The organism is Streptomyces sp. NBC_00029 (assembly GCF_045160505.1).
GTDB lineage: Bacteria > Actinomycetota > Actinomycetes > Streptomycetales > Streptomycetaceae > Streptomyces.
Genome location: NZ_CP108292.1, coordinates 3,980,570 through 4,002,854 on the forward strand (window position 1 = coordinate 3,980,570; position 22,285 = coordinate 4,002,854).

The window sequence follows — 22,285 nt, forward strand, 5'->3', positions numbered from 1 at the left end:
TGCTCGCTCGTGCTGCTCGTCGCCGTGGCGGCGGTACGCATCTCTTCACGCAGCGGCCTCCCCAGCCTGCTCATCTACCTCGGCATAGGCATCGCGATAGGCCAGGACGGCATCGGCAACGTCGTATTCGACAATGCCGAGCTGACCCAGGTCATCGGCTATGCCGCGCTGGTCGTGATCCTCGCCGAGGGCGGTCTGGGCACGAAGTGGAAAGAGATCAAGCCGGCCCTGCCGGCCGCGGTCGTGCTTTCACTGGTGGGCGTCGCGGTGAGCGTGGGCGTGACGGCGGCGGGGGCGCACTACCTCGTCGGGCTGGAATGGCGCCAGGCCCTGCTGATCGGCGCGGTCGTCTCCTCCACCGACGCCGCGGCGGTCTTCTCCGTGCTGCGCAAGGTTCCGCTGCCTTCCCGGATCACGGGCGTCCTGGAGGCCGAGTCCGGATTCAACGACGCCCCGGTCGTCATCCTCGTCGTGGCCTTCTCGACCGTCGGCCCGGTGGACGAGTGGTACGTCCTGATCGGCAAGATCGCCCTGGAGCTGGCGATCGGCATGGCGATCGGCCTGACCGTGGGCTTCCTGGGCGCCTACGGCCTGCGGCACGTAGCGCTGCCCGCCTCCGGCCTCTACCCGATCGCCGTGATGGCCATCGCCATCGTGGCGTACGCGGCCGGCGCGATCGCGCACGGCTCCGGCTTCCTCGCGGTGTACCTGGCGGCGATGGTGCTCGGGAACGCCCGGCTCCCGCACTGGCCCGCCACGCGCGGATTCGCCGACGGGCTCGGCTGGATCGCGCAGATCGGCATGTTCGTGCTGCTGGGCCTGCTGGTCACCCCGCACGAGCTGGTCCGCGACTTCTGGCCCGCCGTGGTCATCGGGCTGGTGCTGACGATGGTGGCCCGGCCCCTGGAGGTCTTCATCAGCCTGCTGCCCTTCCGGATCACCTGGCAGGAGCAGGTGCTGATGTCGTGGGCGGGTCTGCGCGGAGCCGTGCCCATCATTCTGGCGACGATCCCGATGGTGTCCGGGATCGAGGGCAGCGACCGGGTCTTCAACATCGTCTTCGTTCTGGTCGTCGTCTACACCCTGGTGCAGGGGCCGACGCTGCCCTGGCTCGCGCGCAAGCTGAACCTCGGCAACGGGGACGAGGGCGCCTCCGACCTCGGGATCGAGTCGGCGCCGCTGGAGAAACTGCGCGGACACCTGCTCTCCTTCTCGATCCCGCCGGCCTCGCGGATGCACGGCGTCGAGGTGAGCGAGCTGCGGCTGCCGCCGGGGGCCTCGGTCACGCTGGTGGTCCGGGACGCGAAGAGTTTCGTACCGGCGCCGTCGACGGTGCTGCGGCACGGGGACGAGCTGCTCGTGGTGGCCACGGACCCGGTCCGGGACGCCGCGGAGGCGCGGCTGCGCGCGGTGGCCCGGGGCGGCAAGCTGGCCGGCTGGCTTGGTACGGGCGGATCCGCTCCTCATTAGAGCGGCGTTCTAATTCAGCCAATTTCGCTGAGCTATGTCCGACTTTGCCCGCTTTCCCGGGCTCTTTGCGCGTGAAGCGGCCGTTAATCCCAGGTGAAGGCACCCCTTGTCACCGAATTCACAGGGCGTGGTAGTGCAATTCCCTGTACGATGAAGGCACACCAGATCGAACCAACTCTGCCTGACGCAGAGCTGGCGCGACCGCAAAGCGGCCGTGGCACCACCCGCAGTGGGCGCCCAGGTATCACTCGGTTCTGCGCAAGAGGACAGCTCTCGGGGCTCCCACATGTACGGGTGCGGTCGCTCACAAGGCGAAGCACCGTCCGCAGACGGGGACGCTCTACCAGGCAGCGGAAAGGCAAGGCCGTGACATCCGCGGTCACGACCGACACGTCCGCCCGCCCCGGATACGGGCAGCTCCTGCGCACTCCCGGCGCCCTCGGCTTCGTACTCCCCGGCTTCGCAGCACGACTCCCCTTCGGCATGCTGACGATCAGCATCCTGCTGCTGGTCCAGCACACCACCGGTTCCTACGCCAGCGCCGGCGTCGTCGCCGCCGTCACCGGCATCTCCATGGCGCTGTCCGCGCCGCTGATGGGCATCTTCACCGACCGCTTCGGCCAGACCGCCGTCCTGCTGCCCGTGGTCCTCGCGCACTCCGCCGCCGTCACCGGCCTGGCCGCGCTCGCCCTGGCGGGCTCGCCGGTCTGGCTGCTCGCGCTGGCCGCCGTACCCACCGGCGCCTCGGTGCCGCAGGTCGGTCCGATGGTCCGGGCGCGCTGGGCCGCCAAGCTGGAGGGTTCGCCGCTGCTGCCGACGGCCGCCGCCTTCGAGTCCGTCACCGACGAGTTCACCTTCGTCGTCGGCCCGGTCCTCGCCACCGCGCTGTGCACCGGCGTCCACCCGGCGGCCGGCCTGGTCACCGAAGCCACGCTGACCCTGCTCGGCGGCCTGCTCTTCGCGGCCCAGCGAGCCAGCCAGCCCAAGACGCACGCCCCGTCGCTCACCGGCGAGAAGCGCGCCTTCGCGCTGTCCTTCCCGGGCCTGCGCGTCCTGATCTTCGCCTTCCTCGGGATCGGCGCCGTCTTCGGCGGCATGCAGGTCTCGCTCGCCGCCTTCTCCAACGAGATCGGCAACCCCGGCGCCAACGGCCTGCTCTACGGCGTCTTCGCCGCGGGCAACATGATCGCCGGCATCGCCATGGGCGCCATCGCCTGGAAGATCGGCCCGCGCCGCCGGCTCATCCTCGGCTACATCGGCCTCACCGCCGCCGCGTCCGTCCTGTGGGCTGCGCACTCGATGATCCTGCTGGGCGCGCTCGGCCTGGTCGTCGGCCTGTTCATCGCCCCGGCGCTGATCACCGGCTACACGATGGTCGAGCAGCTGGTCCCCGCCAATGCCCGGACCGAGGCCTTCACCTGGCTGACCGGCTCGATCGCCTTCGGGCAGGCCGTCGCGGTCATCCTGGCCGGCCGCCTGACGGACGCGCACGGATCCTCGTTCGGCTTCCTGGTGCCCATGGGCGCCACCGCGCTCGCGCTGACCGCGCTGCTGGCGCTGCGCGCGAAGCTGGCACCGAAGGCCCCGAGCCGGATCGTGAACGCGTCCGCGCAGGAGGCCGCGCCCGCGGCCCCGGCGAAGACGCAGGCCAAGGCCCCGGCGACGGGGCGGACGACCACTCGCACCACCGCCGCACCGGCCTCCCGTAACCGGGTGAACGAGCGTGGGATGGGTCACCGCGTGCCGGTGACGGTGGACTGATCGCCCGGAATACGTCACCATGGAGCGTCGTTAGCACTCATTGAGTCAGAGTGCCAGGAGGAAATTCGTGCCGACCTACCAGTACCAGTGCACCGAGTGCGGTGAGGGCCTTGAGGCCGTGCAGAAGTTCACCGATGACGCACTGACCGTGTGCCCGAGCTGCGACGGACGCCTGAAGAAGGTGTTCTCCGCGGTCGGCATCGTCTTCAAGGGCTCCGGTTTCTACCGGAACGACAGCCGTGGCGCGTCGTCGAGCAGCACGCCCGCCTCGAAGCCGTCGTCCAGCTCCTCGACGTCGACCGCTGCCGCCGCTCCTGCCGCCTCGTCCTCCTCGACGTCGTCGAGCTCGTCGAGCAGCAGCAGCTCCACGTCGGCCGCCTGATCACTTTTCCCTGAGGCCCCGCCCGCCCCGACCGGGCAGCGGGGCCTTCGGCATGCCCCGTTAGGGTGGGCCGCATGGTGAACGCAGAGATCGGTGTCATCGGCGGATCGGGCTTCTACTCCTTCCTGGAGGACGTCTCCGAGATCCAGGTGGAGACCCCGTACGGACCCCCGAGCGACTCCCTGTACATGGGCGAGCTGGGCGGGCGCCAGGTGGCCTTCCTGCCCCGGCACGGGCGCAGTCACACCGTCCCGCCACACAAGATCAATTACCGGGCCAACCTGTGGGCCCTTCGCTCGGTCGGTGTCCGCCAGGTCCTGGGCCCGTGCGCGGTCGGCGGCCTGCGGGCCGAGTACGGGCCGGGCACGCTGCTCGTTCCCGACCAGCTGGTCGACCGTACGAAGTCCCGTGCCCAGACCTTCTTCGACGGCGAGCCGCTGCCGGACGGCAGCGTTCCGAACGTCGTGCACACCACCTTCGCCGACCCGTACTGCCCGGTGGGCCGGTCCGTGGCGCTGGCGGCGGCCCGCGGGCGGGACTGGGAGCCGGTGGACGGCGGCACCATGGTCGTCATCGAGGGGCCGCGGTTCTCGACGCGCGCGGAGTCGCGGTGGCACGCGGCGGCGGGCTGGTCGGTGGTCGGCATGACCGGGCACCCGGAGGCGGTGCTCGCCCGCGAGCTGGGGCTCTGCTACACCTCGATGGCCCTGGTCACGGACCTGGACGCAGGCGCGGAGACCGGTGAGGGCGTCTCCCACACGGAGGTCCTGAAGGTGTTCGGCGAGAACGTCGGCCGGCTGCGCGACGTGCTCTTCGACGCGGTGGCCGCCCTGCCGGCCACGGAGGCCAGGGACTGCCTGTGCACGCACGCGCACGACGGCTGGGACCTGGGCATCGAGCTTCCGTAACCCCTCCCGCAGCCCCATCCGGGTGCGCCCCCGGCGGCATTGTCGGTGACAGCCTTCAGGGGTGTCTTGTCGATCGACAAGACACCCCTGGAAAATCCCCTGGCGGCTGTCACATCCGGCGCGGCTGTCCGGTCCTCCCTCATGAAGGCGGAACACGAAGACCGCCCCTGCCAGGGAGATGACTGTCATGCCGCGTATCTCGCTCACCCCGCCCCGCACCCTCCTCATGCGCATCGGGGCCTGGTACTCGCGCCGCACCTACGGCAAGGTGCTCGACCCCGGGCAGGCCTACGGGCACCACTCGCGCGTGCTCTTCTCCTACGTCCGGCTGGAGCAGAGCGCGGCGAAGTGGCACGCGCTCGACGCCGGGCTGAAGCACCTTGCCGTGATGGCCGCGGCGTCCCGCATCAACTGCTCGTGGTGCATGGACTTCGGCTACTGGGAGGGCCACGAGCTGGGCGTGCCGACGGAGAAGATCGAGTGGGTGCCGCGGTGGCGGGAGGCTCCTGAGGTGTTCACCGAGCTGGAACTGCTGGTCATGGAGTACTCCGAGGCCATGACGGAGACCGAGCCGACGGTCACGGACGAGCTCGCGCGGGAGCTGATCGCACGGCTCGGCGAGGAGGCGTTCGTCGAGCTCACCGCGATGGTCGCGCTGGAGAACTGGCGCTCGCGCGTCAACAGCGCCTTCGGCCTGACCAGTCAGGGCTTCTCGGAGGCCTGCCAGGTCCCCGGCCGGACGGTGGGCTCGACAATGGCGGAGTGAACGCCACCCTCCCCCTCGCCGACCACAGGGTCATCGTCGCCCTCGACTTCGACAACCGCCGGGACGCCGAGGCGCTGGTCGAGCGCCTCGGCGACGCGTGCGGCTCCTACAAGATCGGCCTGGAACTGCTGACCGCCGCAGGCCCCTCACTCGCGCGGGACCTCGTCGGCCGCGGGCACGAGGTCTTCCTCGACCTGAAGCTCTTCGAGATCCCCCACTCCGTCGCCGGCGCCGTCCGGGCCGCAGGCTCCCTGGGCGCCTCCATGGTGACCGTGCACAGCATGGGCGGTACGGGGATCATGGCCGCGGCGGTGGAGGCCGCGCGGGAGTTCCCGCGGCTGCGGGTGCTCGCGCTGACGGTGGTCACCAGCATGACCGGGAGCGACCTCGCGGACATCGGCGTCGCCGCGGACACCGAGGAGCAGGTGCTGCGGCTGGCGCGGCTGGCGGTGGGCGCGGGGTGCGACGGCGTCATCGCCTCGCCGCGGGAGGCCGGGGCGCTGCGCGAACTGCTGGGGCCGGACCGGCTGATCGTCACGCCGGGGGTGACCCTGGGGCCGGACGACGCGGCGGGCGGGCACGCCCGGCCGGGGACGCCGCGGGCCGCCTTCGCGGCCGGGGCCTCGCACGTCGTGGTGGGCCGGTCGATCGCCCGGGCCGCGGACCCGGTGGCCGCGCTGCGGCGGGTACGCGCGGGCGGCTGACCCCTTCGGGTGACAGGGTTTTCCACAAGCTGGGGATTGTCCACAGGCCCCGGCGGGATTCTCCGGGGGGCCGGATCGTGGGAGGTGTCCGGGCGACGGGTCCGGGCACAGCAGCTCACCCGGTCTGGTGGTGTTCGTCATGTCCCGTTGTCCGACGGCCTCTTCGGCGCTCTCTTCGACGCTCTCCTCGGCGCCCTCTTCGACGCCCTCTTCGGCCTTTTCTTCAACGCTCTCTTCGACTTCTTCCGCATGTCCGCCCGCGCGCCCTGTCCCGCCCTTCCCGCCGCTTCGCGTCGGGCGGGGCGGAGACCGGCTGCGCCGGGCCGTGCGCCGCAGGCGGCGGGCCGCCTCGGCCGCGCTGGCCGTCGTGGCGGCGGCCCTGGCGGTGGGCGGGACGGAGGCACAGGCCTCGCGGGGCGGCGCGCCGCCCGCGGCGCGGGCTTCTCAGAGTGCGGCTCCACCGGCCGTGGTGCGGATGGTGTCGGCCCCGGTGCGCATCGCGGACGCGGCGACGGTGCGGCTGCTGCGGCCCGGGGACCGGGTGGACGTGGTCGCGGCGGAACGCAGCGGGCCGCCCCGGGTGGTGGCCGCGGGGGCTCGCGTTGCCGAAGTTCCCGATCCGGAGAAGGGTGTTGCGGACGGCGGGGCGCTGGTGGTGCTGTCCGTGCCGCGGGACACCGCGCGGGTTCTCGTGGGGGTCGGCGCCATGACCCGACTGGCGGTGACGTTGTGTTGATTCGTACGCACGAGCAGTCAAGTCACCTCAAGATGGGGGCCGATTGGACACGCCGCGCCCGGACTGCCGTAGCTTTCGGAACCGTTGGCTCCGTGTTCGGTACATGTGAAGAAAGGCTCAGTGGTGAGCGAGAAGAAGAAGGAGAGCGTGCTGGCGGGCTTCAAGGCCTTCCTGATGCGCGGCAACGTGGTCGACCTGGCGGTGGCCGTGGTCATCGGCGCCGCGTTCACGAACATCGTGAACTCTGTGGTCAAGGGGATCATCGGCCCGGTGGTGGGCGCGGTCGGCACGCAGAGCCTGGACGGCTACAAGTCCTGCCTCAAGGCCCCCTGCGGCATCGGCGCGAACGGCCAGCCGACGGGTGTCGAGATCCTCTGGGGCTCGGTGCTGAACGCGACGCTGACCTTCGTGATCACCGCGGCGGTCGTCTACTTCCTCATGGTGCTGCCGATGGCGAAGTACCTCGCCAAGCAGGAAGCCCGCCGCAAGGCTCGCCAGGGCGTGCAGGAGACGATGGAGATCACCGAGCTGGAGGTCCTCAAGGAGATCCGGGACGCCCTCGTCGCGCAGCGCGGTGGCGGCTCGGCACCCACCGGTTCACGCGACGAGTTCTGACCTCTCCGGCCGCCTCGGCCGGTCAGATGTGGTGCGGGGGCTTCTCGTCGAGGAAGCGGGCCAGGTCGGCCGTGCTTCCGCCGGCGGGCGGCCGCTCGCCCCAGCCTCGGTCGGTGTCGTCCGAGGACTGCTGGTCCAACGGGTCGTCGAAGACCAGCCTGGGCTTCGGCCGGGGCTTGTCGGCCCCGGTGGCGGGCGTCGCGGGCTGCGGGTCGGGGGCGGGGGTGCTGCTCATAGCTCCAGGGTACGGCCGCCCCGGCCCCCGCCCCGGCCCTCGTCCCCGGCCCGGCCCGGCCGGGCTCCTCGGTTCCGCCCGCGCCGCGACGCCCTTGTCCCCGGCCTCCCGTACCTCCGGGCTGCGGAAACCCGTTGTTCGCCCGCGGGGAGGCGGAGCTCGCGTCGCCGATGACCCGGGTCATCGGTCCTTCGGGTCCAGCAGCCACAGTGCGATCACGACGAGGAAGGACAGGACCAGGAATCCCGCTCCCCACCAGGCCGTGCCCGCGTCGCCCTTCATCCACTCGTTGACGGTGACGGTCAGCGCCCAGAGCTGTCCGACGACGACGGTCAGGGCCAGGGTCAGGCGGGCGTTCAGCTTCGAGGACCGCTCCGGCTCCTGCTCGCCGCCGGCTCCCGGGCCGGGGCCCGTGTGCCGGATCCGCGGGTCTCCGTAGCCGCTGGTGGAGCGGATCTGCGGATACCGCTCCCGCACCGGACGGTTCAGCCGGGGCCTGGCACTGCCCGGCCGGTAGTCCGGGCGCGGAGGGATCTGTGCCCCGCTCATGTCCGCCCCCGCTCGGTCCTGGCGCCGCCGTTCGCGCCCGGGCACTCCAGCTGCCGGGTCACCGCGGGGCGGGAGTCGCCGAACTGCCGGCAGAGCGCCTCCCGGGCCGACTCTCCCGACCGGGCGGTGGCGATGGCCCAGACACTGCCGTCGGCCCGCTCGGTCAGGAAGATCCTGGGGAGGGGACGGGGCGGCGGGCCCGCGGTCACCTCTCCGGTGCGGGCGTCGAAGACTCCCTCGTGGCAAGGGCAGTACAGCTCCCCGTCGGCGCCCCGGTCCTCGCGCCACAGCACGGCGCAGGCCAGATGGGTGCAGACGGCGGAGTAGCCGACGAGGGAACCGTCGGTCAGCCGCACGGCGAGGGCCCGGTCCTCGTCGCCGGGGAACCGGAAGGCCGCCGACCGGCCGGGCGCCAGCTGGTCGGTGACCAGCCGGGGCTCGGGCAGTGTCTCGCTGTCGCCGTGCCGGTGCAGGATGCCGGCGGCGACGCCGATGCCGCCGACGGCCAGGCCGCCGGAGACGGTGGCGACGATCCGCAGGTAGTCGCGGCGGGTGGTGAGGGAGTCGGCGCTGATCCGTTCGCGCAGCTGCTCGGCGGCGTCGTCGCCGTCGGCCTGCGGACCGGGTCCGGGAGAGGGAGGGGGGTGTTCGGTGAGGCTCATCGGACGTCGACTCCATTCACCTCTACGACGGGCAGCCCGCCGGGGACGGGCCACTGGACCTTGTCGGCGGGGACGACCATCGCCACCCCGGTCGTGACCATCACGTCGCCGAAGGCGAAGGAGTCGGCCACCTGGACGCCGGGACGCTCGGCCTGGAGCTCTTCGAGGGTTCCGTAGAAGAGCGCGCCGGTGGGGCAGACGGTGGCGCACATGGGGGCGAGGCCGTAGGCGGTGCGGTCGTAGCAGAGGTTGCACTTCATCTGGAGCTTCGCCTGGAGGTCGATCTTGGGAACGCCGAAGGGGCAGGCGTTGACGCAGTTGGCGCAGCCGATGCAGCGGGTGGTGTCGGCCTGCTGGACCACGCCGTCGGCGGTCACCAGGATCGCGTCGGCGGGACAGACCTCGGCGCAGGGGGCGACCGGGTCCTCGCAGTGCATGCAGACGGTCGGAAGGGAGGCGACGGACACGCCCGGTTCGGTGTAGTCCAGGTGGATCATCGACTTGCCTCGGTGGGAGTCGCATTCGCGGCAGGCCGAGACGCAGGCCTGGCAGCCGATGCAGCGGCCCGGGTCGATGAAGATCGTGCGGCCCATCATGGCGGGTCAGCTCCTCTCCGCCGTGCCGCGTCCCTGCGAGGACGTGGGGGGCAGGGGGTCGGCACGGGAGACCTGGGTCTCCGGGTAGGCCTCGTGGCCCGGGGCCGTGGGAGGCGCGGGGACCTCGTCGACGCGGTCGGCGGGCTCGATCCGGGCGGCGCACACCTTGTACTCCGGGATCTTCGAGCGGGGGTCGAGGGCGTCGATGGTCAGGGCGTTCGCGGCCGTCGGTACGGGCCAGTGGTAGGGGATGAAGACCGTGTCCGGGCGGATGGCCTCGGTGACCAGGGCCGGGAAGACCTCGCTGCCGCGCCGGGTGACCACCCGCACCGGGTCGCCGTTGTGGTAGCCGTGCGAGGGGTGGACCTCCACCCAGGGACGCGGGGTCTGTTCGACCAGGGCACCCAGGCGGCGGGTCTGGTTGCCGGAGAGGAAGTGCGCGACGGTGCGGCCGGTGGTGAGGGAGAGCGGGTACTCCTCGGTGTAGGGGTCCACGGGCGCGTGCCACTCGACGACCTGCAGGTGGACCTTGCCGTCGGGGTGGTAGGTCCGGCCGCCCTCGAACAGCCTTGGTGTTCCCGGGTGTTCGAGGGAGGGGCAGGGCCACGCGATTCCGCCGGTCTCCTCCAGCCGTTCGTAGGTGATCCCGAAGTAGTCGTTGACCGTGCCGGCGGAGGCGAGGCGCAGCTCGTCGAACACCTCGCGGGAGCCGGCGAAGGCGAACTTGTCACCGGCTCCGAGCCGGCGTGCGAGCTCGCACATCACCCAGGTGTCGGTTCGCACCCCGGCGGGGGGCTCCTGCGCCTTGTTGTGCTTGACCACGCGGGCCTCGGTGTTCGCCATGACGCCCTCGTCCTCCGCCCACACGGTGACCGGGAAGACCACGTGTGCGTTGGCCGCGGTCTCGGAGAGGAAGAAGTCGAACTGCGCGTGGAATTCGAGGGTGTCGTAGCCCTCCTTGACCGTCCGGTAGTTGGGGAGCGACACGAAGGGGTTGTTGCAGATGCCGATCAGACCGCGGATCTCGCTCCGTTTCATCTGCCAGACCATCTCCATCATGGAGGTGCCGGCTTGCGGGAGGTCCGACTCCTCGATGCCCCAGATCCGGGAGATCTGGCGGCGGTGCTCCTCGTTCAGGATGGACCGGCCGCCGGGAAGGAGGTCCGCCTTCTGGCCGTGCTCGCGGCCGCCCTGACCGTTGCCCTGGCCGGTGATGGTGCCGTAGCCGGCTCCCGGTTTGCCGAGGTTTCCGGTGGCCACGCACAGGTTGATGATGGACAGGCAGTTCTCGACGCCCTGCGAGTGGTGTTCCACCCCGCGGGCGTGGAAGGCCATGGCCTTGGCCGCGCGTCCGAAGGTGCGGGCGACCCGGACGATCTGTTCCTCGGGTACGCCGCAGATCTCGGCCGCGCGGGAGGGCGGGTAGCCCTGGACGGCCTCCCGGACCTCGTCCCAGCCCGTGGTGTGCGCCGCCAGGTAGGGCTCGTCGGTCAGGCCCTCGGCGATGATCACGTTCAGCACGGCGTTGAAGAAGGCCGAGTCGGTGCCGGGCCTGAGGGCGACGTGGATGTCGGCGGTGCGGGCGACGGCCGTCTCGCGCGGGTCGATGACGATCAGCGAGGCGCCCCGGTCGCGGGCTCCCCAGACGTACTGGGTCATCACGGGGAAGCACTCGCCCACGTTCGACCCGGCGATCAGCAGGCAGTCGGTGAGGAGGATGTCGGAGAAGGGGTTGCCGGCCCGGTCGATGCCGAAGGCGAGCTTGTTGGCGCCCGCCGCGCTGACCATGCACAGGCGGCCGTTGTAGTCGACGTGCCGGGTCTTCAGCGCGACCCGGGCGAACTTGCCGACCAGGTAGGTCTTCTCGGAGTACAGGCTGGCGCCGCCGAGCAGCCCGAAGGCGTCGTTGCCGTGGGCCCCCTGGATGCGGCGGATCTCGGCGACGGTGAAGTCGAGGGCCTCGTCCCAGGATGCCTCGCGGAACTCCTCGTCCCGGGAGCGCCGCATGAGCGGCGCGGTCAGCCGGTCGGGGTGGTTGACCTGCTGATAGGCGTTGATGCCCTTGGGGCACAGCCGCATCCGGTTGATGTCGTGGTTGCGGGGCTCCACGCCGAAGACCTTGCCGGCCCGGTCCACGCGCAGGTACATCCCGCACTGCACGCCGCAGAAGCAGCAGTGGGTGGGGACGAGGGTCTCGCCGTTCTGGTCGGCGTGCCACTGGTCGGCGGGGATGCCGCCCGCGTCGCGGAAGGTGCGGGTGCCGGGCGGGGCGATCGAAGGGTCCAGGGGCAGCGGGACGGGGCCGGCGGGTTCCGTCGCGGTCACTTGAAGCCCTTCTTGACCTGGGTCAGGTAGGCGTTGCCCCGCAGTACCCGTTTGCAGCGCGGGCAGTATTCGACGAAGGCGTTGAAGTCGAGCTTCAGGTCCTGCATCGTGCCGCGCAGGTTCTCCACGTACGGGGTGGTGTCGACGGGCTCGCCGCACCGCTTGCAGGCGAAGACCTGCTCGTCCTGCCGCGCCGTGTACTTGAACAGCTGCATGCCGACCGCGGCCGGGCGCTGGACGATGTGGAAGAACTTCCCGAACGGGATGTAGATGAGGGTGAACACCACCGACACCATGTGCAGGACGGCCAGGAACTCGTAGCCGCCGCCGTGCAGGAAGATCGACGAGAAGGTCAGCAGCAGCCCCGTCATGGAGATCACGATCAGGCAGATCAGTGGCAGCAGGTCGTAGGCGAAGCGCTGGCCGGTGATGGCGCCCCGGTCCTTCATCCTGCGCCACAGGAAGTACGAGGCACCGGGGATGACCAGCACGGCGGCGATGTCCAGGCCGTGGAACATCAGCTGGCCCACGATGTCCAGCGAGTCGAAGCCGAGGACCTTGAACCCCCAGATCCGCATCTCGTAGCCGGGGCCGGAGCCGCTGTCGGAGGTGAAGGTGAACCAGCCCCAGGTCAGCGGGAAGGTGATGAGCGCCGCCAGGATGCAGCCCCAGAAGATGAGCTGGTGGGCGGCCCAGCGGCCGCGCGAGCGGGCGCCGAGGAACTTCTGGAGGCCGAGGTAGGTGGCGGTCATCTTCGGCAGGGCGGTGGGCGCCCGGCGGAAGTTGTCGGCCGAGAAGAGGCTGCCGAACCCCTTTCTGAAGAGGCGGCGCGCGCCGGGCGCGGAGACCCAGACCGTGTACCGGTGGGCCACGCCGAAGGCCAGGAAGACGGTGGCGACGGCATACGGCAGCAGCGCGGCGTCGAAGTCGCGCAGCATCCGGCTGCCCAGCACGATCGCGGCGACCAGCAGGAGGGAGACGACGGTGCCGGCCAGGGTGGCCCGGGCGGCGACCGACCGCCGGCTGCCCGGGCCGGGATCCGGCGGCGCCGTGGCCGGCGGGCCCTCAGCGGCCTCGGCGGAGCCGGGGCCCCCGGAGGGAGGGTTCGGCGCGGCGGGGGCTTCTGATGGCTCGGGCACAGCCCCACGCTAGGTGATCTGTGAGTATTCAGCCCGCTATGAGGCATTTCCGATGGGGCCGAACGGGGTCACACCACCGGGCCGCCCGCCTCGGAAATCTCCCCGGCCCCGGCCGCCCGCTCCGCCGTTCTCCCTCGCCTCGGCGAGAACCTCCGACCCTCAAGGGCCCGGGACGAGCCCGGGCCCTTGACCGCGGGAACCCGCTCAGCCGCGCCGGGCGCGCCCGAGCCGGAAGGCCGCGTAGAGGGCGGCGGAGGCCAGGGCCAGCACGATGGAGGTTTCGACGAGCTGCGTCAGCCAGTAGTGCGAGATCGGGTGGAAGTCGGTGTACCAGCCGATGACGTTCAGGTCGACGGGGCAGTCCTGCAGGCTGTGGGTCCGCTGGAAGCAGACGTATCCGGGCAGGCGTTCGCCCGTGGCGGTGAGGTATCCCGAATCCACCAGCATGGCCGACCTGGGAATACGCCCCGCCAGTTTCTCGGACAGGGGCCCGGTAATGGTCTCCACGGAAAGGAGCGACCACCGCAGGGCACCGAGGCACAGCAGCACCAGGCCGGTGAGGAGGCCGGTGACCGCCATGGCGACGAGGGTGCGCCGGATCAGCTGCCCCACGAGGGCTCCGACGGCGACGGCGAGCAGGCAGTAGCCGATGAGCACCGGGCCGCCCGCTTCGTACGGTCCGCGATCGGCCCAGTGGAACTGGTAGGAGCCGTACACCCGGGACCAGCCGAGGCGGTAGACCCCGGCCAGCGCGGCCGAACCGAGCACGGCGACCGCCGCGGCCACGACGACCTTCGCGCCGAGCCAGGCCCTCGCCGTGATCGACTGGGAGAGGGCGAGCCGCCACGTGCCGCTCTCCAGCTCACGGGCGATCATCGGGCCGGCCACGAAGGCCCCCACCAGCAGCGGCAGGAACAGCAGTACCCCGCCCGCCCACTCCATACAGATCCGCAGCAGGCTGTACGCGTGGTTCGGGGTCTGCGTCATCACCCCGTCGGCGTCCGGGTCCACGGCCCACACGCGCAGGGCGACCACCGCGGCGAGGCCCGCGACCGCGGCCGAGGGAAGCACCCACAGCACGCGCCGGTGCTGGCGGACCGTGACCCAGTACGGGCCCTTCAGTGCAGGCAGGCTCATGCCGTCACCCCTGCGGTGCCGATGGAGCCGTCGAGGGACCCGTCGGCGGCGAAGGCCGGCGCGTCGGGCGAACGCAGGTGGGCGAGCAGGAGTTCCTCCAGGAAGGGACGTGTCGTCTGCCAGGTCCCGCTGTCGACGGTTCCCCGCGGCCGTACGAGCGCGGTGAGCAGGCGCCCGGTGACGCGGGTCTCGACGACGGTGTGCGCGGCGAGTTCGGCGGAAGCGGCGGCGGGGCCGGTGAGCAGCAGATGGGCCGCCTGGACCTCGTCGATGGGGCCGGAGAGACGGACCCGGCCGCCGTCGACGAGCAGCAGGTGGTCGCAGGCGCCCTCCAGCTCCGTGAGGATGTGCGAGGACATCACGACGGAGGTGCCGTGCTCGGCGGCGTCGGCCATGAGGGTGCCCATGAGCTGGTGCCGGGCGAGCGGGTCGAGGTCGGCCATCGGCTCGTCCAGCAGGAGCAGGTCGGGGCGCTTGCCGAGGGCCAGGGCCAGGGCGACCCGGGTGCGCTGGCCGCCGGAGAGGGTACGGACCCTGGCGCCCTGGTCGAGCGCCCCACCCTCCACGATCCGCTCCGCCGCCTTCGCGTCCCAGCGGCCGGGGTTGAGCTCGCGTCCCATGCGCAGGGTCTCGGCGACGGTGAGCTGCGGGTAGAGGGGCTTGTCCTGGCCCACGTACGCCACTGCCTCGCGGGGCGCCGTGCGGAGCGCGCCCTCCGTGGGCTGCACGAGCCCGGCCGCGATGCTCAGCAGTGTTGATTTTCCGGCGCCGTTGGGACCCACGAGCGCGCACACCCGGCCCTCGGGGAGCCGGAAGGAGCAGTCGCGCAGCGCCCAGCCTCCCCTGCGTCCGTAGCGCAGGCCGAGGCCCTGCGCCTCTATCACCGGTTCGGTCATGAGTCGCCGTCCCCCTTGAAGTGTTGTTCCAGTACGGATGCGAAGAGCGCGGCCACGTCGTCCCGTTCCATCCCGGCCTCCCGGGCCCGCCCCGCCCAGTCGGCGAGTTCACCGGCCAGCGGAGAGTCGGTCCGGGCGTCGCCCAGGGACTTCCGGATGAAGGTGCCGAGGCCCCGCCTGGCCTCGACGAGCCCTTCGCGCTCCAGCTCGCGGTACGCCTTGAGGACGGTGTTCGGGTTGATGGCGGTGGCTTCCACGACCTCGCGTGCGGTCGGCAGTTTGTCGCCGGGCTCCAGCAGCCCCAGGCGCAGAGCCTGCTTGGTCTGCTGGACGATCTGCAGGTACGTGGCGATGCCGCTGCGACGGTCGATCCGGTATGCGAGCACGACAACACCACCCTTTCACTAGGTAAGTAGTGAAAGGGTGGTGCAGGGCGGCGCCCCTGTCAACCGATCCGGGCGACAAGATCAGGAAGAGCCCCCCACGCCCCCCTGGCGGGGCACGGTGGCGGGCGGGCGGCGTCCCGGGCGGGAGTCCGCCGGGCGGCCGGTGTTCCCGCGCATCCGCCCGGGGCACACGGGCCCCGCGGGCAGCGCGTCCGGCCGGCCGGAGGTCTTCGCCTCTGGTCTCCTGGCCGGTATGGCCTACTCCCCCATGACCGCCCGCAGCCCCGGCGAGCTCCACCGGGCCGCCACCCCGCTGGAGCTGTTCTTCGACCTCTGCTTCGTCGTCGCCATCGCGCAGGCGGGCGCCCGGCTGGTGCACTCGCTCGCGGAGGGCCATCCCGGCGCCGGGGTCGTCGGCTACTTCTTCGTCTTCTTCGGCGTGTGGTGGGCCTGGATGAACTTCACCTGGTTCGCCTCGGCGTACGACGTGGACGACGTCCCGTACCGGATCGCGACGCTCATGCAGATCGCGGGCGTGCTCGTGTACGCGGCCGGGGTGAGCCGGGCCTTCGACGACAACGACTGGGCGGTCGCCGTCACCGGCTACATCATCATGCGCGTCGCCCTGACGGCCCAGTGGCTGCGGGCCGCCTCCGGGGAACAGGGCGAGGCCCGGGCGGCAGCGCTGAAGTACGCGGCCGGGCTGGTGATCTGTCAGCTGGGCTGGATCGGCCTGCTGTTCGTCCCCGACGACCTCAAGCGCTGGACGTTCCTCGTCCTGCTCGTCGCCGAGCTGGCGGTTCCGGTCATCGCCGAGCGCGGGCACCAGACGCCCTGGCACGCGCACCACATCGTGGAGCGGTACGGCCTGTTCACCATCATCGTGCTCGGCGAGACGATCGCCGCGGCCACGGTGGCCGTCAAGTCCGGGATCGACGAACACGAGGCGCTGGACCGGCTGCTGCCCATCGCCGCGGGCGGTCTGCTGATCGTCTTCGCCGCGTGGTGGATCTACTTCGCCGTACCGATGCACGAGCACCTGAGGTCCAACCGCGAGGCCATCCCGTGGGGCTACGGGCACCTGCTGATCTTCGCCTCGGGCGCGGCGATCGGCGCCGGCATCGAGGTCGCCGTCGAGCACGCGGTCGGCAAGGCGCACATCTCCCAGGTCGCCGCGAACGCCTCCGTCATGGTCCCGACCGCGCTGTTCCTGCTGATGGTGTGGCTGCTGCACTCCCGCCACTTCAAGCGCGGCCCCGCCCAGCAGCTGGTCCTGCCGGTGTCGGCCCTCGTGACGCTCGCCTGCACCTGGACGGGCACCCACGCCGTGCTGTGGGCGGGTCTGGTCGGGGTGCTGACGGTGACGGCCGGCCTGCTCCTCTCCACACGGTCCGGGGCCGCCTCCGCCGCCTGACTCCCTCCTCGTTCCTCCCGCGCGCCCGCGCACCGCCCACCCCGCACCGCGCACCGCGCGCACCGCACCCCGAACCCGCCGAACCGTCACTCCCGCGCCCCCGCCGCCGTTCTCCAGCGCAGAACGACGCGCACCGACTGGAGGCCCTGCCATGACACTCCCGGCACAACGCCACGGCACCGACCCCGGCAGGGAGCTGGCCGAGCCAGGCTTCTGGCAGCAGCCCCCCGCCCACCGCCTCGCCGCCTTCGCCCGGCTGCGCGCCGCCGACGGCCCGGTGCTCGTCCCCGAAGGGAGCGGCCCCGGCCACTGGGCCCTCGTACGCCACGCCCAGGTGCAGGAGGCCAGCCGCCTCCCCAAGGTCTTCGCCAGCGCCCCCGGGGTCACCACCCCCGAGCCGGCCCGCTGGGTCAGGGCCCTCTTCGGGGACTCGATGGTCAATCTGGACGGCCCCGACCACGCCCAGCTGCGCAAGATCGTCCAGCGCGCCTTCACGCCCCGCCTTCTGGCGGCCGCCGAGGAGGACATCCACGCCGTGGCCGCCCGCATCGTGGACGACGTACTGGATGAGCAGCCCGACGAGTTCGTCTCCGCCGTGGCCTCCCGGCTGCCCCTGGAGGTCATCTGCAACATGATGGGCATCCCGGAGCACTACCGCGCCGAGATCGCCGACCGCGTCAACCACGCCTCCGAGAACATCGGCGTGGAGCGGGGCCTGGCCTCCCGGCTGCGGATGCCGGGGCGCGGGCTGCGTGCGCTCGCCCGTATGCAGCGGATGGTGGCGGGCATCGGGCGGGAGCGGCGCAAGAACCCCACCGACGACCTGATCTCGGCGCTGGTCTGCGCGAACGTCGACGGCCAGGCCCTCGGGGCCCGCCAGCTCGGCGCCTTCTTCTCGCTGTTGATGGTCGCGGGGGTGGAGACCACCCGCAACGCCATCACCCACGGCCTGACCCTGCTGACCGACCATGCGGACCAGCGGGACCTGCTGCTCTCGGACTTCGAGAAGTACGCGGACGGCGCGGTGGACGAGATGATCCGCCACTCGACGCCGATCATCCAGTTCCGCCGAACGGTGGCCGCCGAACACACGATGGACGGGCACGTGTTCCGGCCGGGCGACAAGGTGGTCCTGTACTACGCCTCCGCCAACCGCGACGAGGCGGTCTTCCCCGACCCCGATGCCTTCGTCATCACCCGATCGCCCAATCCGCACCTGGGGTTCGGCGGCGGCGGCCCGCACTTCTGCCTGGGCGCGCACCTGGCCCGGGTGGAGATGAAGGCCCTCTTCCGCGAACTGCTCACCCGGCCGGTCGGGCTGCGGGCCGTGGGGCTGCCCGACCTGGCGGGGTCGAACTTCGACAACCGGGTCCGCTCGCTGAAGTTCGCCTTCGAGCGGCCCTGACGGCGCGGAGCCGGCCGGGAGACCGGCCACCGGGCAGGCTGGGAGCCCGGCGGCCGGAGCGGGTGGTGGCGCCCGGCCCCCTGGCTACCGCTGCACGCGCCGCACGGCGAGCACGCAGTGGGCGCTGCTGGTGAGCACCGACTCGTCGCCCGCGAAGGCCTGCAGGGTCTCCGGCGCGACCGGCCGGCCCGGGACCGCCTCCGGCCAGGCGCGGGTGGCGAAGAGGAAGTACGCCTGCCCGCTCTCGTCCGCCGCGGCCACCCACTCGTCGGGGGCGGTGCAGCGCGCGTTCATCCCGGGCAGGGTGAGCGCGATCTGGTTGCCCTCCAGCAGGATCTGCACGGGGAAGGTGGCCGCCTTGAGGGTGCCGTCCATGACCACGTCGCCGATGGGCAGGCCGATCTCCTCCAGCAGTCCGCGGGCCGCCGCCTCCCCGGCCTCCCGGCCCTGCGGTCCGTCACCCAGGGTGTAGGCGAGGAGGTAGGGGATGTCGTGCGCCTCTTCGGGGTCTCCGATCCAGGCGAGCACCGAAAGAGTGCCGAGCTGGGACCGGTCGATTTCGGCTTGAGTAGAAGTCATGCGCGCACCCTAGTGGTCCCGCTGCCGGGCCTTTCACGGCCCTTCACCCGGGCGGGCTAGACGGCCCAGAATCCCTCTCCGGAATTCGTCTGCATGTTCGCGTCCTGGTACTCCAGCCGCACAATGCGCGCGCTTTCCGGAATTTCGAACACCACCCACCCCTCGGCCCGCTCACCGACCTCCAGGGAATCAAAAACGATCGGTTTGCCGGTCGTCAGCTCGCCGGTCTTCACCACCGGGTGACGCTGCCCCGCGCTGTCGTGCGCCCACATGCGTCCGAGCGCCCCGTACGAGGCTCCGCCCACGTTGACGAACGACATCGAGGCGGCCACCCAGCGCTTCCCGGCGGGCGGGACGAAGTTCTTCTCCACGCTGACCGCAGGGTCCACGAACGCCCCGAGGTCGACCTGCAGGTGCCGTCCGACCTGCCTGCCGTGCACCCGTACGGGGTCACCCACATGGGCATCCTTCACCCCGGGCCGCCCGGGTTCGGCCCCCGCAGCGCCCGGCGGCGCCCCGTCGTCCACCGGGATCGCGGGCGCTGCGGCGGGAGCGAGCGCGTCTCCCTCGGGAGCGCTCTGGCAGGCGGCGGCACCGAACAGCAGGAGCGGGAGCAGGGCGAGGGCGGGGAGGGCGGGCTGGCGCATGCAAGATCCCTTCGGGGACGTATTGCGGCCAGTTTCACGCCCCCGGACAGGAAATTGGGCACAACGACACGAGCGCACGGAGCAAGTGCGTACGCCCGGCTGCCAGCACAATGCGTTCCGGCGGAATCCCGCCGCCCGCACCATCTGGAGGAAGAATGCGCATCTCCGCCCGCCGAATGACCCTGACGGCCTTCTCCGCCCTGGCCGCCAGCACGCTCTTCACCGCCCCCGCCGGCGCCACCGTTTTCAATCAGGCGATTTCCGTGCACCACGACGCCTACGTCGCCGAGGACGGCTCCGTCACCCTTTCCGGGATGTACCACTGCGAGCAGGCGTCACCCATGGGGGCGATGCAGATCAAGGCGACCCTCGCGCAGGGTGACGGCGGCCGGCTGAGCATCGGCGCGGAGCAGATCGTCTGCGACGGCCAGGAGCGGCGCTGGGTCGCCAACGCGCCGGGCGCCTTCGTGAACGTGCGCCCGGGCCGCGCGGTGGTCACCGCGGAGCTCCAGGAGGTCCGGCTCTCCGGCCTGATGCCCAAGTCGGTCGCCACCGTCGCCCAGGACCGGCAGGACGTCGAGATCCGCAGGCACTGAGCGGTGCGGGAACCCGGCACGCGCCCGTCCGGTGGCCGCCGCTACCGGCAGTCGGGAGCGACGTCCGTCATCGACATGAAGGCCACCGACTGGCACGCGGGGTCCGCGTGCGGCCGCCCCGTCGCCCAGTCGACAACGGCCGGCACCCCGGCCACGAGCAGCAGCACGGCCAGGGCGCCCGTCACGGCGGCCTTGGTCAGCCCGCGCACAACACGATCCGTTCCATGGCTCGCATCATCGCCCCGCCCCCGGCGCCCCACAACCCGGGGTGACCGGCCGGTCACCCCGCGCTCCGGGGGCTGCCGCCGGCGTCGAACTCGCACCACACGGCCTTGCCGTCGCCGCGGGACTCCACGCCCCAGTGCGTGGCAAGCGCGTCCACCAGCAGCAGCCCGCGCCCCGTGGTGGCCGCCTCGCCCGGGGAGCGCCGGCGCGGCCACACGCTGGAGCGGTCCTTGACCCACAGCCGGATCCGCCGGACCGGCTCCGGCAGCACCTCCATCGTCAGCACCGCCCCGCCGTCGGTGTGCAGCAGGGCGTTGACCAGCAGTTCCCCGGCTGCCACCTCCACATCGTCGGCGAGTTCCGGCATGCCCCAGTCGCGCAGGGCCTGGCGCAGGGCATAGCGGGCCTCGGACAGGCCCTCCGGGTCGGCCTGGTGGACGTACTGGTGGATGCGCGGCGCCCGGTGGGTGCCCGGGTCGGGGGCCCGGCGCAGCACCAGCAGGGCCACGTCGTCCCCGGATCCCCAGCGCTCCCAGAGCCGGTCCGAGAGGTGGTCGGCGAGCGCCCCGGCGCCCTGGGGGCCGCTGCGCACCGCCTGGGCGAGGGCGTCCATCCCGGCGGTGATGGTGGTGCCCGGCTCCTCCACCAGGCCGTCCGTGCACAGCACCATCGTCTCCCCGGGGACCAGGTCGAGCCGGGTCTCGGGGAACTCCTCGTGCTCGAAGAACGAAGCCAGCCCGAGCGGCAGGCCGCCGCGCACATTGGGCCAGCCCGTACGCCCGTCCGTGTGCCGGATCAACGGCCCGAGGTGGCCCGCGCGGACCGCCCGTACGCCTCCGGTCTCCAGGTCCACCTGTGCGTACATGCAGGTGGCGAAGCGTTCCGTGTCCAGTTCGGCGAGGAAGCGCGAGGCCCGGGCCAGCACGGTGGACGGGGGATGGCCCTCCCCCGCGTACGCCCGCAGCGCGATCCGCAGCTGGCCCATGATGGCGGCCGCGTGCGTGTCGTGGCCCTGGACGTCGCCCACCACGACGCCGACGCGGTCGCGGGGCAGCGCGATCACGTCGTACCAGTCACCGCCGACCTCCCGGCCGCTCCAGGCGGCGTGGTAGCGGACCGCGATCTCCCCGCCGCTGATCTCCGGGATCCGGCGCGGCAGCATGGAGGCCTGCAGCCCGGTCGCGAACTCCCGCTCCTGGTCGAAGAGGAGCGCCCGCTGGAGGGACTGGGCCACGATGCCGGCGAGGCCCAGGCAGAGGTTGCGCTCCTCCGGGCTGAACTCGGTGCGCTGCCGGTAGAAGAGGACCAGCCCGCCGATGGCCTTGGCCTGCGCGATCAGCGGCAGATAGGCCGCCGCGTCGAACCGGATCCGGTGCAGGTAGTCCGCGAGGAGCGGGAACTCGCCGCCGAGCTCGGTGAGCGAGGTGACGAAACGTGCCTGCCGGGTGAGCACCGTGTGCGAGAGCGGCAGCGAACCGTCCAGCCGGGTGAACCGCCGCTCGCTGAGGATCTCCAGCGACTCCCCGCTCAGCGCGATGATCTTGATGGTGCCGCCCTCGACCAGCCCCAGGGCCAGCCCGTCCGCACCCAGCCGCTCCAGCGCGCCCGCCCCGGTCAGCGCGGCCGTGACGTCGTCGACCGTCACCGCCCGCGACAGGGCCTCCGTGGTCCGCTGCACGATCGTCGCCTGCTGGGCGCGCGCCGCCTCCAGCTTGCGCAGCAGCGTCGCGTGGGCCAGCTCCGCCGTCGCGTCCCGGACGATCCCCACGATCCGCTCCGGCTGCCCCTCGCCGTCCCGGAGCACCCGGCCCGAGGTGTGCGTCCACTGGTCGCGCCCGTCGCGGCGCTGCACCATGAAGTACGCGCCGTAGGTGTCCCCGCCGCCCGCCAGGACCCCGTCGATGATCTCGCCGAGCCGGCCCGCGTCCTCGGGCGGGATGCGCAGTCCGAGACCGGACACGGTGCCGTCGAACTCCTCCGGCCCCAGGTCCAGGACCTCCAGGGCGGACTCGTCCAGCACCACCGACCCGGCACCCAGGTCCCATTCGAGGCTGCCCATGCCGTTGAGCGCGAACCGCTCGCCCGGCACGGTCACCGGGGACGGCCGGACCGGCTCGGGTCCGTCGCGTTCCGCCGCTGCCACGTTCCACAC

Annotated in this window: 24 protein-coding genes; 11 read left to right on the forward strand and 13 right to left on the reverse strand. The window is 71.9% G+C overall.

Going from position 1 to position 22,285, the window contains the following annotated elements:
- The first annotated feature begins 9 nt into the window (after positions 1 to 9).
- The 8 genes from OG753_RS18615 to mscL all read left to right on the forward strand — a co-directional run bounded on the left by OG753_RS18615 (position 10) and on the right by mscL (position 7,342).
- Positions 10 to 1,470 (forward strand): potassium/proton antiporter, encoded by a 1,461-nt coding sequence (locus OG753_RS18615; RefSeq protein WP_405792713.1) that lies wholly within the window; start codon positions 10 to 12, stop codon positions 1,468 to 1,470.
- Positions 1,471 to 1,836: 366 nt separating this feature from the next.
- Positions 1,837 to 3,231 carry an MFS transporter gene (locus OG753_RS18620; RefSeq protein WP_405789254.1) on the forward strand — a complete coding sequence of 465 codons (1,395 nt, stop codon included), beginning with the start codon at positions 1,837 to 1,839 and terminating at the stop codon, positions 3,229 to 3,231.
- Between the two features lie 67 nt (positions 3,232 to 3,298).
- Entirely contained in the window at positions 3,299 to 3,613 is a 315-nt protein-coding gene (locus OG753_RS18625; RefSeq protein ID WP_405789256.1) for an FmdB family zinc ribbon protein, read from the forward strand.
- A 74-nt stretch (positions 3,614 to 3,687) separates the two neighbouring features.
- Positions 3,688 to 4,521: an S-methyl-5'-thioadenosine phosphorylase gene (locus OG753_RS18630; RefSeq protein WP_327262890.1), complete on the forward strand. Its 834-nt coding sequence runs from the start codon at positions 3,688 to 3,690 to the stop codon at positions 4,519 to 4,521.
- Positions 4,522 to 4,708: 187 nt separating this feature from the next.
- Positions 4,709 to 5,287 (forward strand): carboxymuconolactone decarboxylase family protein, encoded by a 579-nt coding sequence (locus tag OG753_RS18635; protein WP_405789258.1) that lies wholly within the window; start codon positions 4,709 to 4,711, stop codon positions 5,285 to 5,287.
- Entirely contained in the window at positions 5,284 to 5,991 is a 708-nt protein-coding gene (gene pyrF / locus OG753_RS18640) for an orotidine-5'-phosphate decarboxylase (protein ID WP_327262892.1), read from the forward strand. The genes OG753_RS18635 and pyrF overlap by 4 nt, the downstream gene beginning before the upstream one ends.
- 325 nt (positions 5,992 to 6,316) lie before the next feature.
- The gene (locus OG753_RS18645; RefSeq protein WP_401278585.1) at positions 6,317 to 6,727 is read left to right on the forward strand and encodes a hypothetical protein; all 411 of its coding nucleotides are present in this window, start codon (positions 6,317 to 6,319) and stop codon (positions 6,725 to 6,727) included.
- A gap of 120 nt (positions 6,728 to 6,847) precedes the next feature.
- Entirely contained in the window at positions 6,848 to 7,342 is a 495-nt protein-coding gene (mscL, locus tag OG753_RS18650) for a large conductance mechanosensitive channel protein MscL (RefSeq protein WP_401278588.1), read from the forward strand.
- 22 nt (positions 7,343 to 7,364) lie between these two features.
- Here the strand turns inward: mscL and OG753_RS18655 are convergent, their stop codons facing one another.
- The 9 genes from OG753_RS18655 to OG753_RS18695 form a co-directional block, all read right to left on the reverse strand.
- On the reverse strand, positions 7,365 to 7,577 hold the full coding sequence (locus tag OG753_RS18655) for a hypothetical protein (protein ID WP_405789261.1): 213 nt from the start codon (positions 7,575 to 7,577) through the stop codon (positions 7,365 to 7,367).
- Positions 7,578 to 7,757: 180 nt separating this feature from the next.
- A complete protein-coding gene (locus OG753_RS18660) occupies positions 7,758 to 8,126 on the reverse strand; it encodes a hypothetical protein (protein ID WP_327262896.1) in 369 nt (122 codons plus the stop codon).
- Complete coding sequence (locus OG753_RS18665; RefSeq protein WP_405789263.1) at positions 8,123 to 8,788, reverse strand: ubiquinol-cytochrome c reductase iron-sulfur subunit; 666 nt, start codon at positions 8,786 to 8,788, stop codon at positions 8,123 to 8,125. Before OG753_RS18665 ends, OG753_RS18660 begins: the two co-directional genes overlap by 4 nt.
- On the reverse strand, positions 8,785 to 9,384 hold the full coding sequence (locus OG753_RS18670; protein ID WP_327262898.1) for a 4Fe-4S dicluster domain-containing protein: 600 nt from the start codon (positions 9,382 to 9,384) through the stop codon (positions 8,785 to 8,787). The genes OG753_RS18665 and OG753_RS18670 overlap by 4 nt, the downstream gene beginning before the upstream one ends.
- Before the next feature lie 6 nt (positions 9,385 to 9,390).
- Positions 9,391 to 11,709, reverse strand: coding sequence for a molybdopterin oxidoreductase family protein (locus OG753_RS18675; protein WP_405789264.1), 2,319 nt, complete (start codon positions 11,707 to 11,709; stop codon positions 9,391 to 9,393).
- Positions 11,706 to 12,848 carry an MFS transporter gene (locus OG753_RS18680; RefSeq protein ID WP_405789265.1) on the reverse strand — a complete coding sequence of 381 codons (1,143 nt, stop codon included), beginning with the start codon at positions 12,846 to 12,848 and terminating at the stop codon, positions 11,706 to 11,708. The genes OG753_RS18675 and OG753_RS18680 overlap by 4 nt, the downstream gene beginning before the upstream one ends.
- 204 nt (positions 12,849 to 13,052) lie before the next feature.
- Positions 13,053 to 13,985 (reverse strand): ABC transporter permease subunit, encoded by a 933-nt coding sequence (locus OG753_RS18685; RefSeq protein WP_405789266.1) that lies wholly within the window; start codon positions 13,983 to 13,985, stop codon positions 13,053 to 13,055.
- Positions 13,982 to 14,881: an ABC transporter ATP-binding protein gene (locus OG753_RS18690; protein ID WP_327262902.1), complete on the reverse strand. Its 900-nt coding sequence runs from the start codon at positions 14,879 to 14,881 to the stop codon at positions 13,982 to 13,984. The genes OG753_RS18685 and OG753_RS18690 overlap by 4 nt, the downstream gene beginning before the upstream one ends.
- A complete protein-coding gene (locus tag OG753_RS18695) occupies positions 14,878 to 15,267 on the reverse strand; it encodes a GntR family transcriptional regulator (protein ID WP_327262903.1) in 390 nt (129 codons plus the stop codon). Before OG753_RS18695 ends, OG753_RS18690 begins: the two co-directional genes overlap by 4 nt.
- Before the next feature lie 253 nt (positions 15,268 to 15,520).
- Between OG753_RS18695 and OG753_RS18700 the strand changes: the two genes are divergently transcribed.
- Positions 15,521 to 16,681: a low temperature requirement protein A gene (locus OG753_RS18700; protein WP_405789267.1), complete on the forward strand. Its 1,161-nt coding sequence runs from the start codon at positions 15,521 to 15,523 to the stop codon at positions 16,679 to 16,681.
- A gap of 151 nt (positions 16,682 to 16,832) precedes the next feature.
- A complete protein-coding gene (locus tag OG753_RS18705; protein WP_327262905.1) occupies positions 16,833 to 18,086 on the forward strand; it encodes a cytochrome P450 in 1,254 nt (417 codons plus the stop codon).
- Positions 18,087 to 18,170: 84 nt separating this feature from the next.
- On the opposite strand, the gene OG753_RS18710 is transcribed toward OG753_RS18705, so the two are convergent.
- Together OG753_RS18710 and OG753_RS18715 are read right to left on the reverse strand one after the other, a co-directional pair.
- The gene (locus OG753_RS18710) at positions 18,171 to 18,665 is read right to left on the reverse strand and encodes a DUF5949 family protein (protein ID WP_052872786.1); all 495 of its coding nucleotides are present in this window, start codon (positions 18,663 to 18,665) and stop codon (positions 18,171 to 18,173) included.
- A 56-nt stretch (positions 18,666 to 18,721) separates the two neighbouring features.
- Positions 18,722 to 19,312, reverse strand: a complete 591-nt coding sequence (locus OG753_RS18715) for a hypothetical protein (protein ID WP_405789269.1) — start codon at positions 19,310 to 19,312, stop codon at positions 18,722 to 18,724.
- A 155-nt stretch (positions 19,313 to 19,467) separates the two neighbouring features.
- Here OG753_RS18715 and OG753_RS18720 point away from each other — a divergent pair, with 155 nt between their 5' ends.
- On the forward strand, positions 19,468 to 19,908 hold the full coding sequence (locus OG753_RS18720) for a DUF6299 family protein (protein WP_327262907.1): 441 nt from the start codon (positions 19,468 to 19,470) through the stop codon (positions 19,906 to 19,908).
- A 41-nt stretch (positions 19,909 to 19,949) separates the two neighbouring features.
- On the opposite strand, the gene OG753_RS18725 is transcribed toward OG753_RS18720, so the two are convergent.
- Both OG753_RS18725 and OG753_RS18730 read right to left on the reverse strand, forming a co-directional pair.
- Positions 19,950 to 20,117, reverse strand: a complete 168-nt coding sequence (locus OG753_RS18725; RefSeq protein ID WP_158780874.1) for a hypothetical protein — start codon at positions 20,115 to 20,117, stop codon at positions 19,950 to 19,952.
- A gap of 71 nt (positions 20,118 to 20,188) precedes the next feature.
- Positions 20,189 to 22,276 (reverse strand): SpoIIE family protein phosphatase, encoded by a 2,088-nt coding sequence (locus tag OG753_RS18730; RefSeq protein WP_405789270.1) that lies wholly within the window; start codon positions 22,274 to 22,276, stop codon positions 20,189 to 20,191.
- Positions 22,277 to 22,285 lie beyond the last annotated feature (9 nt).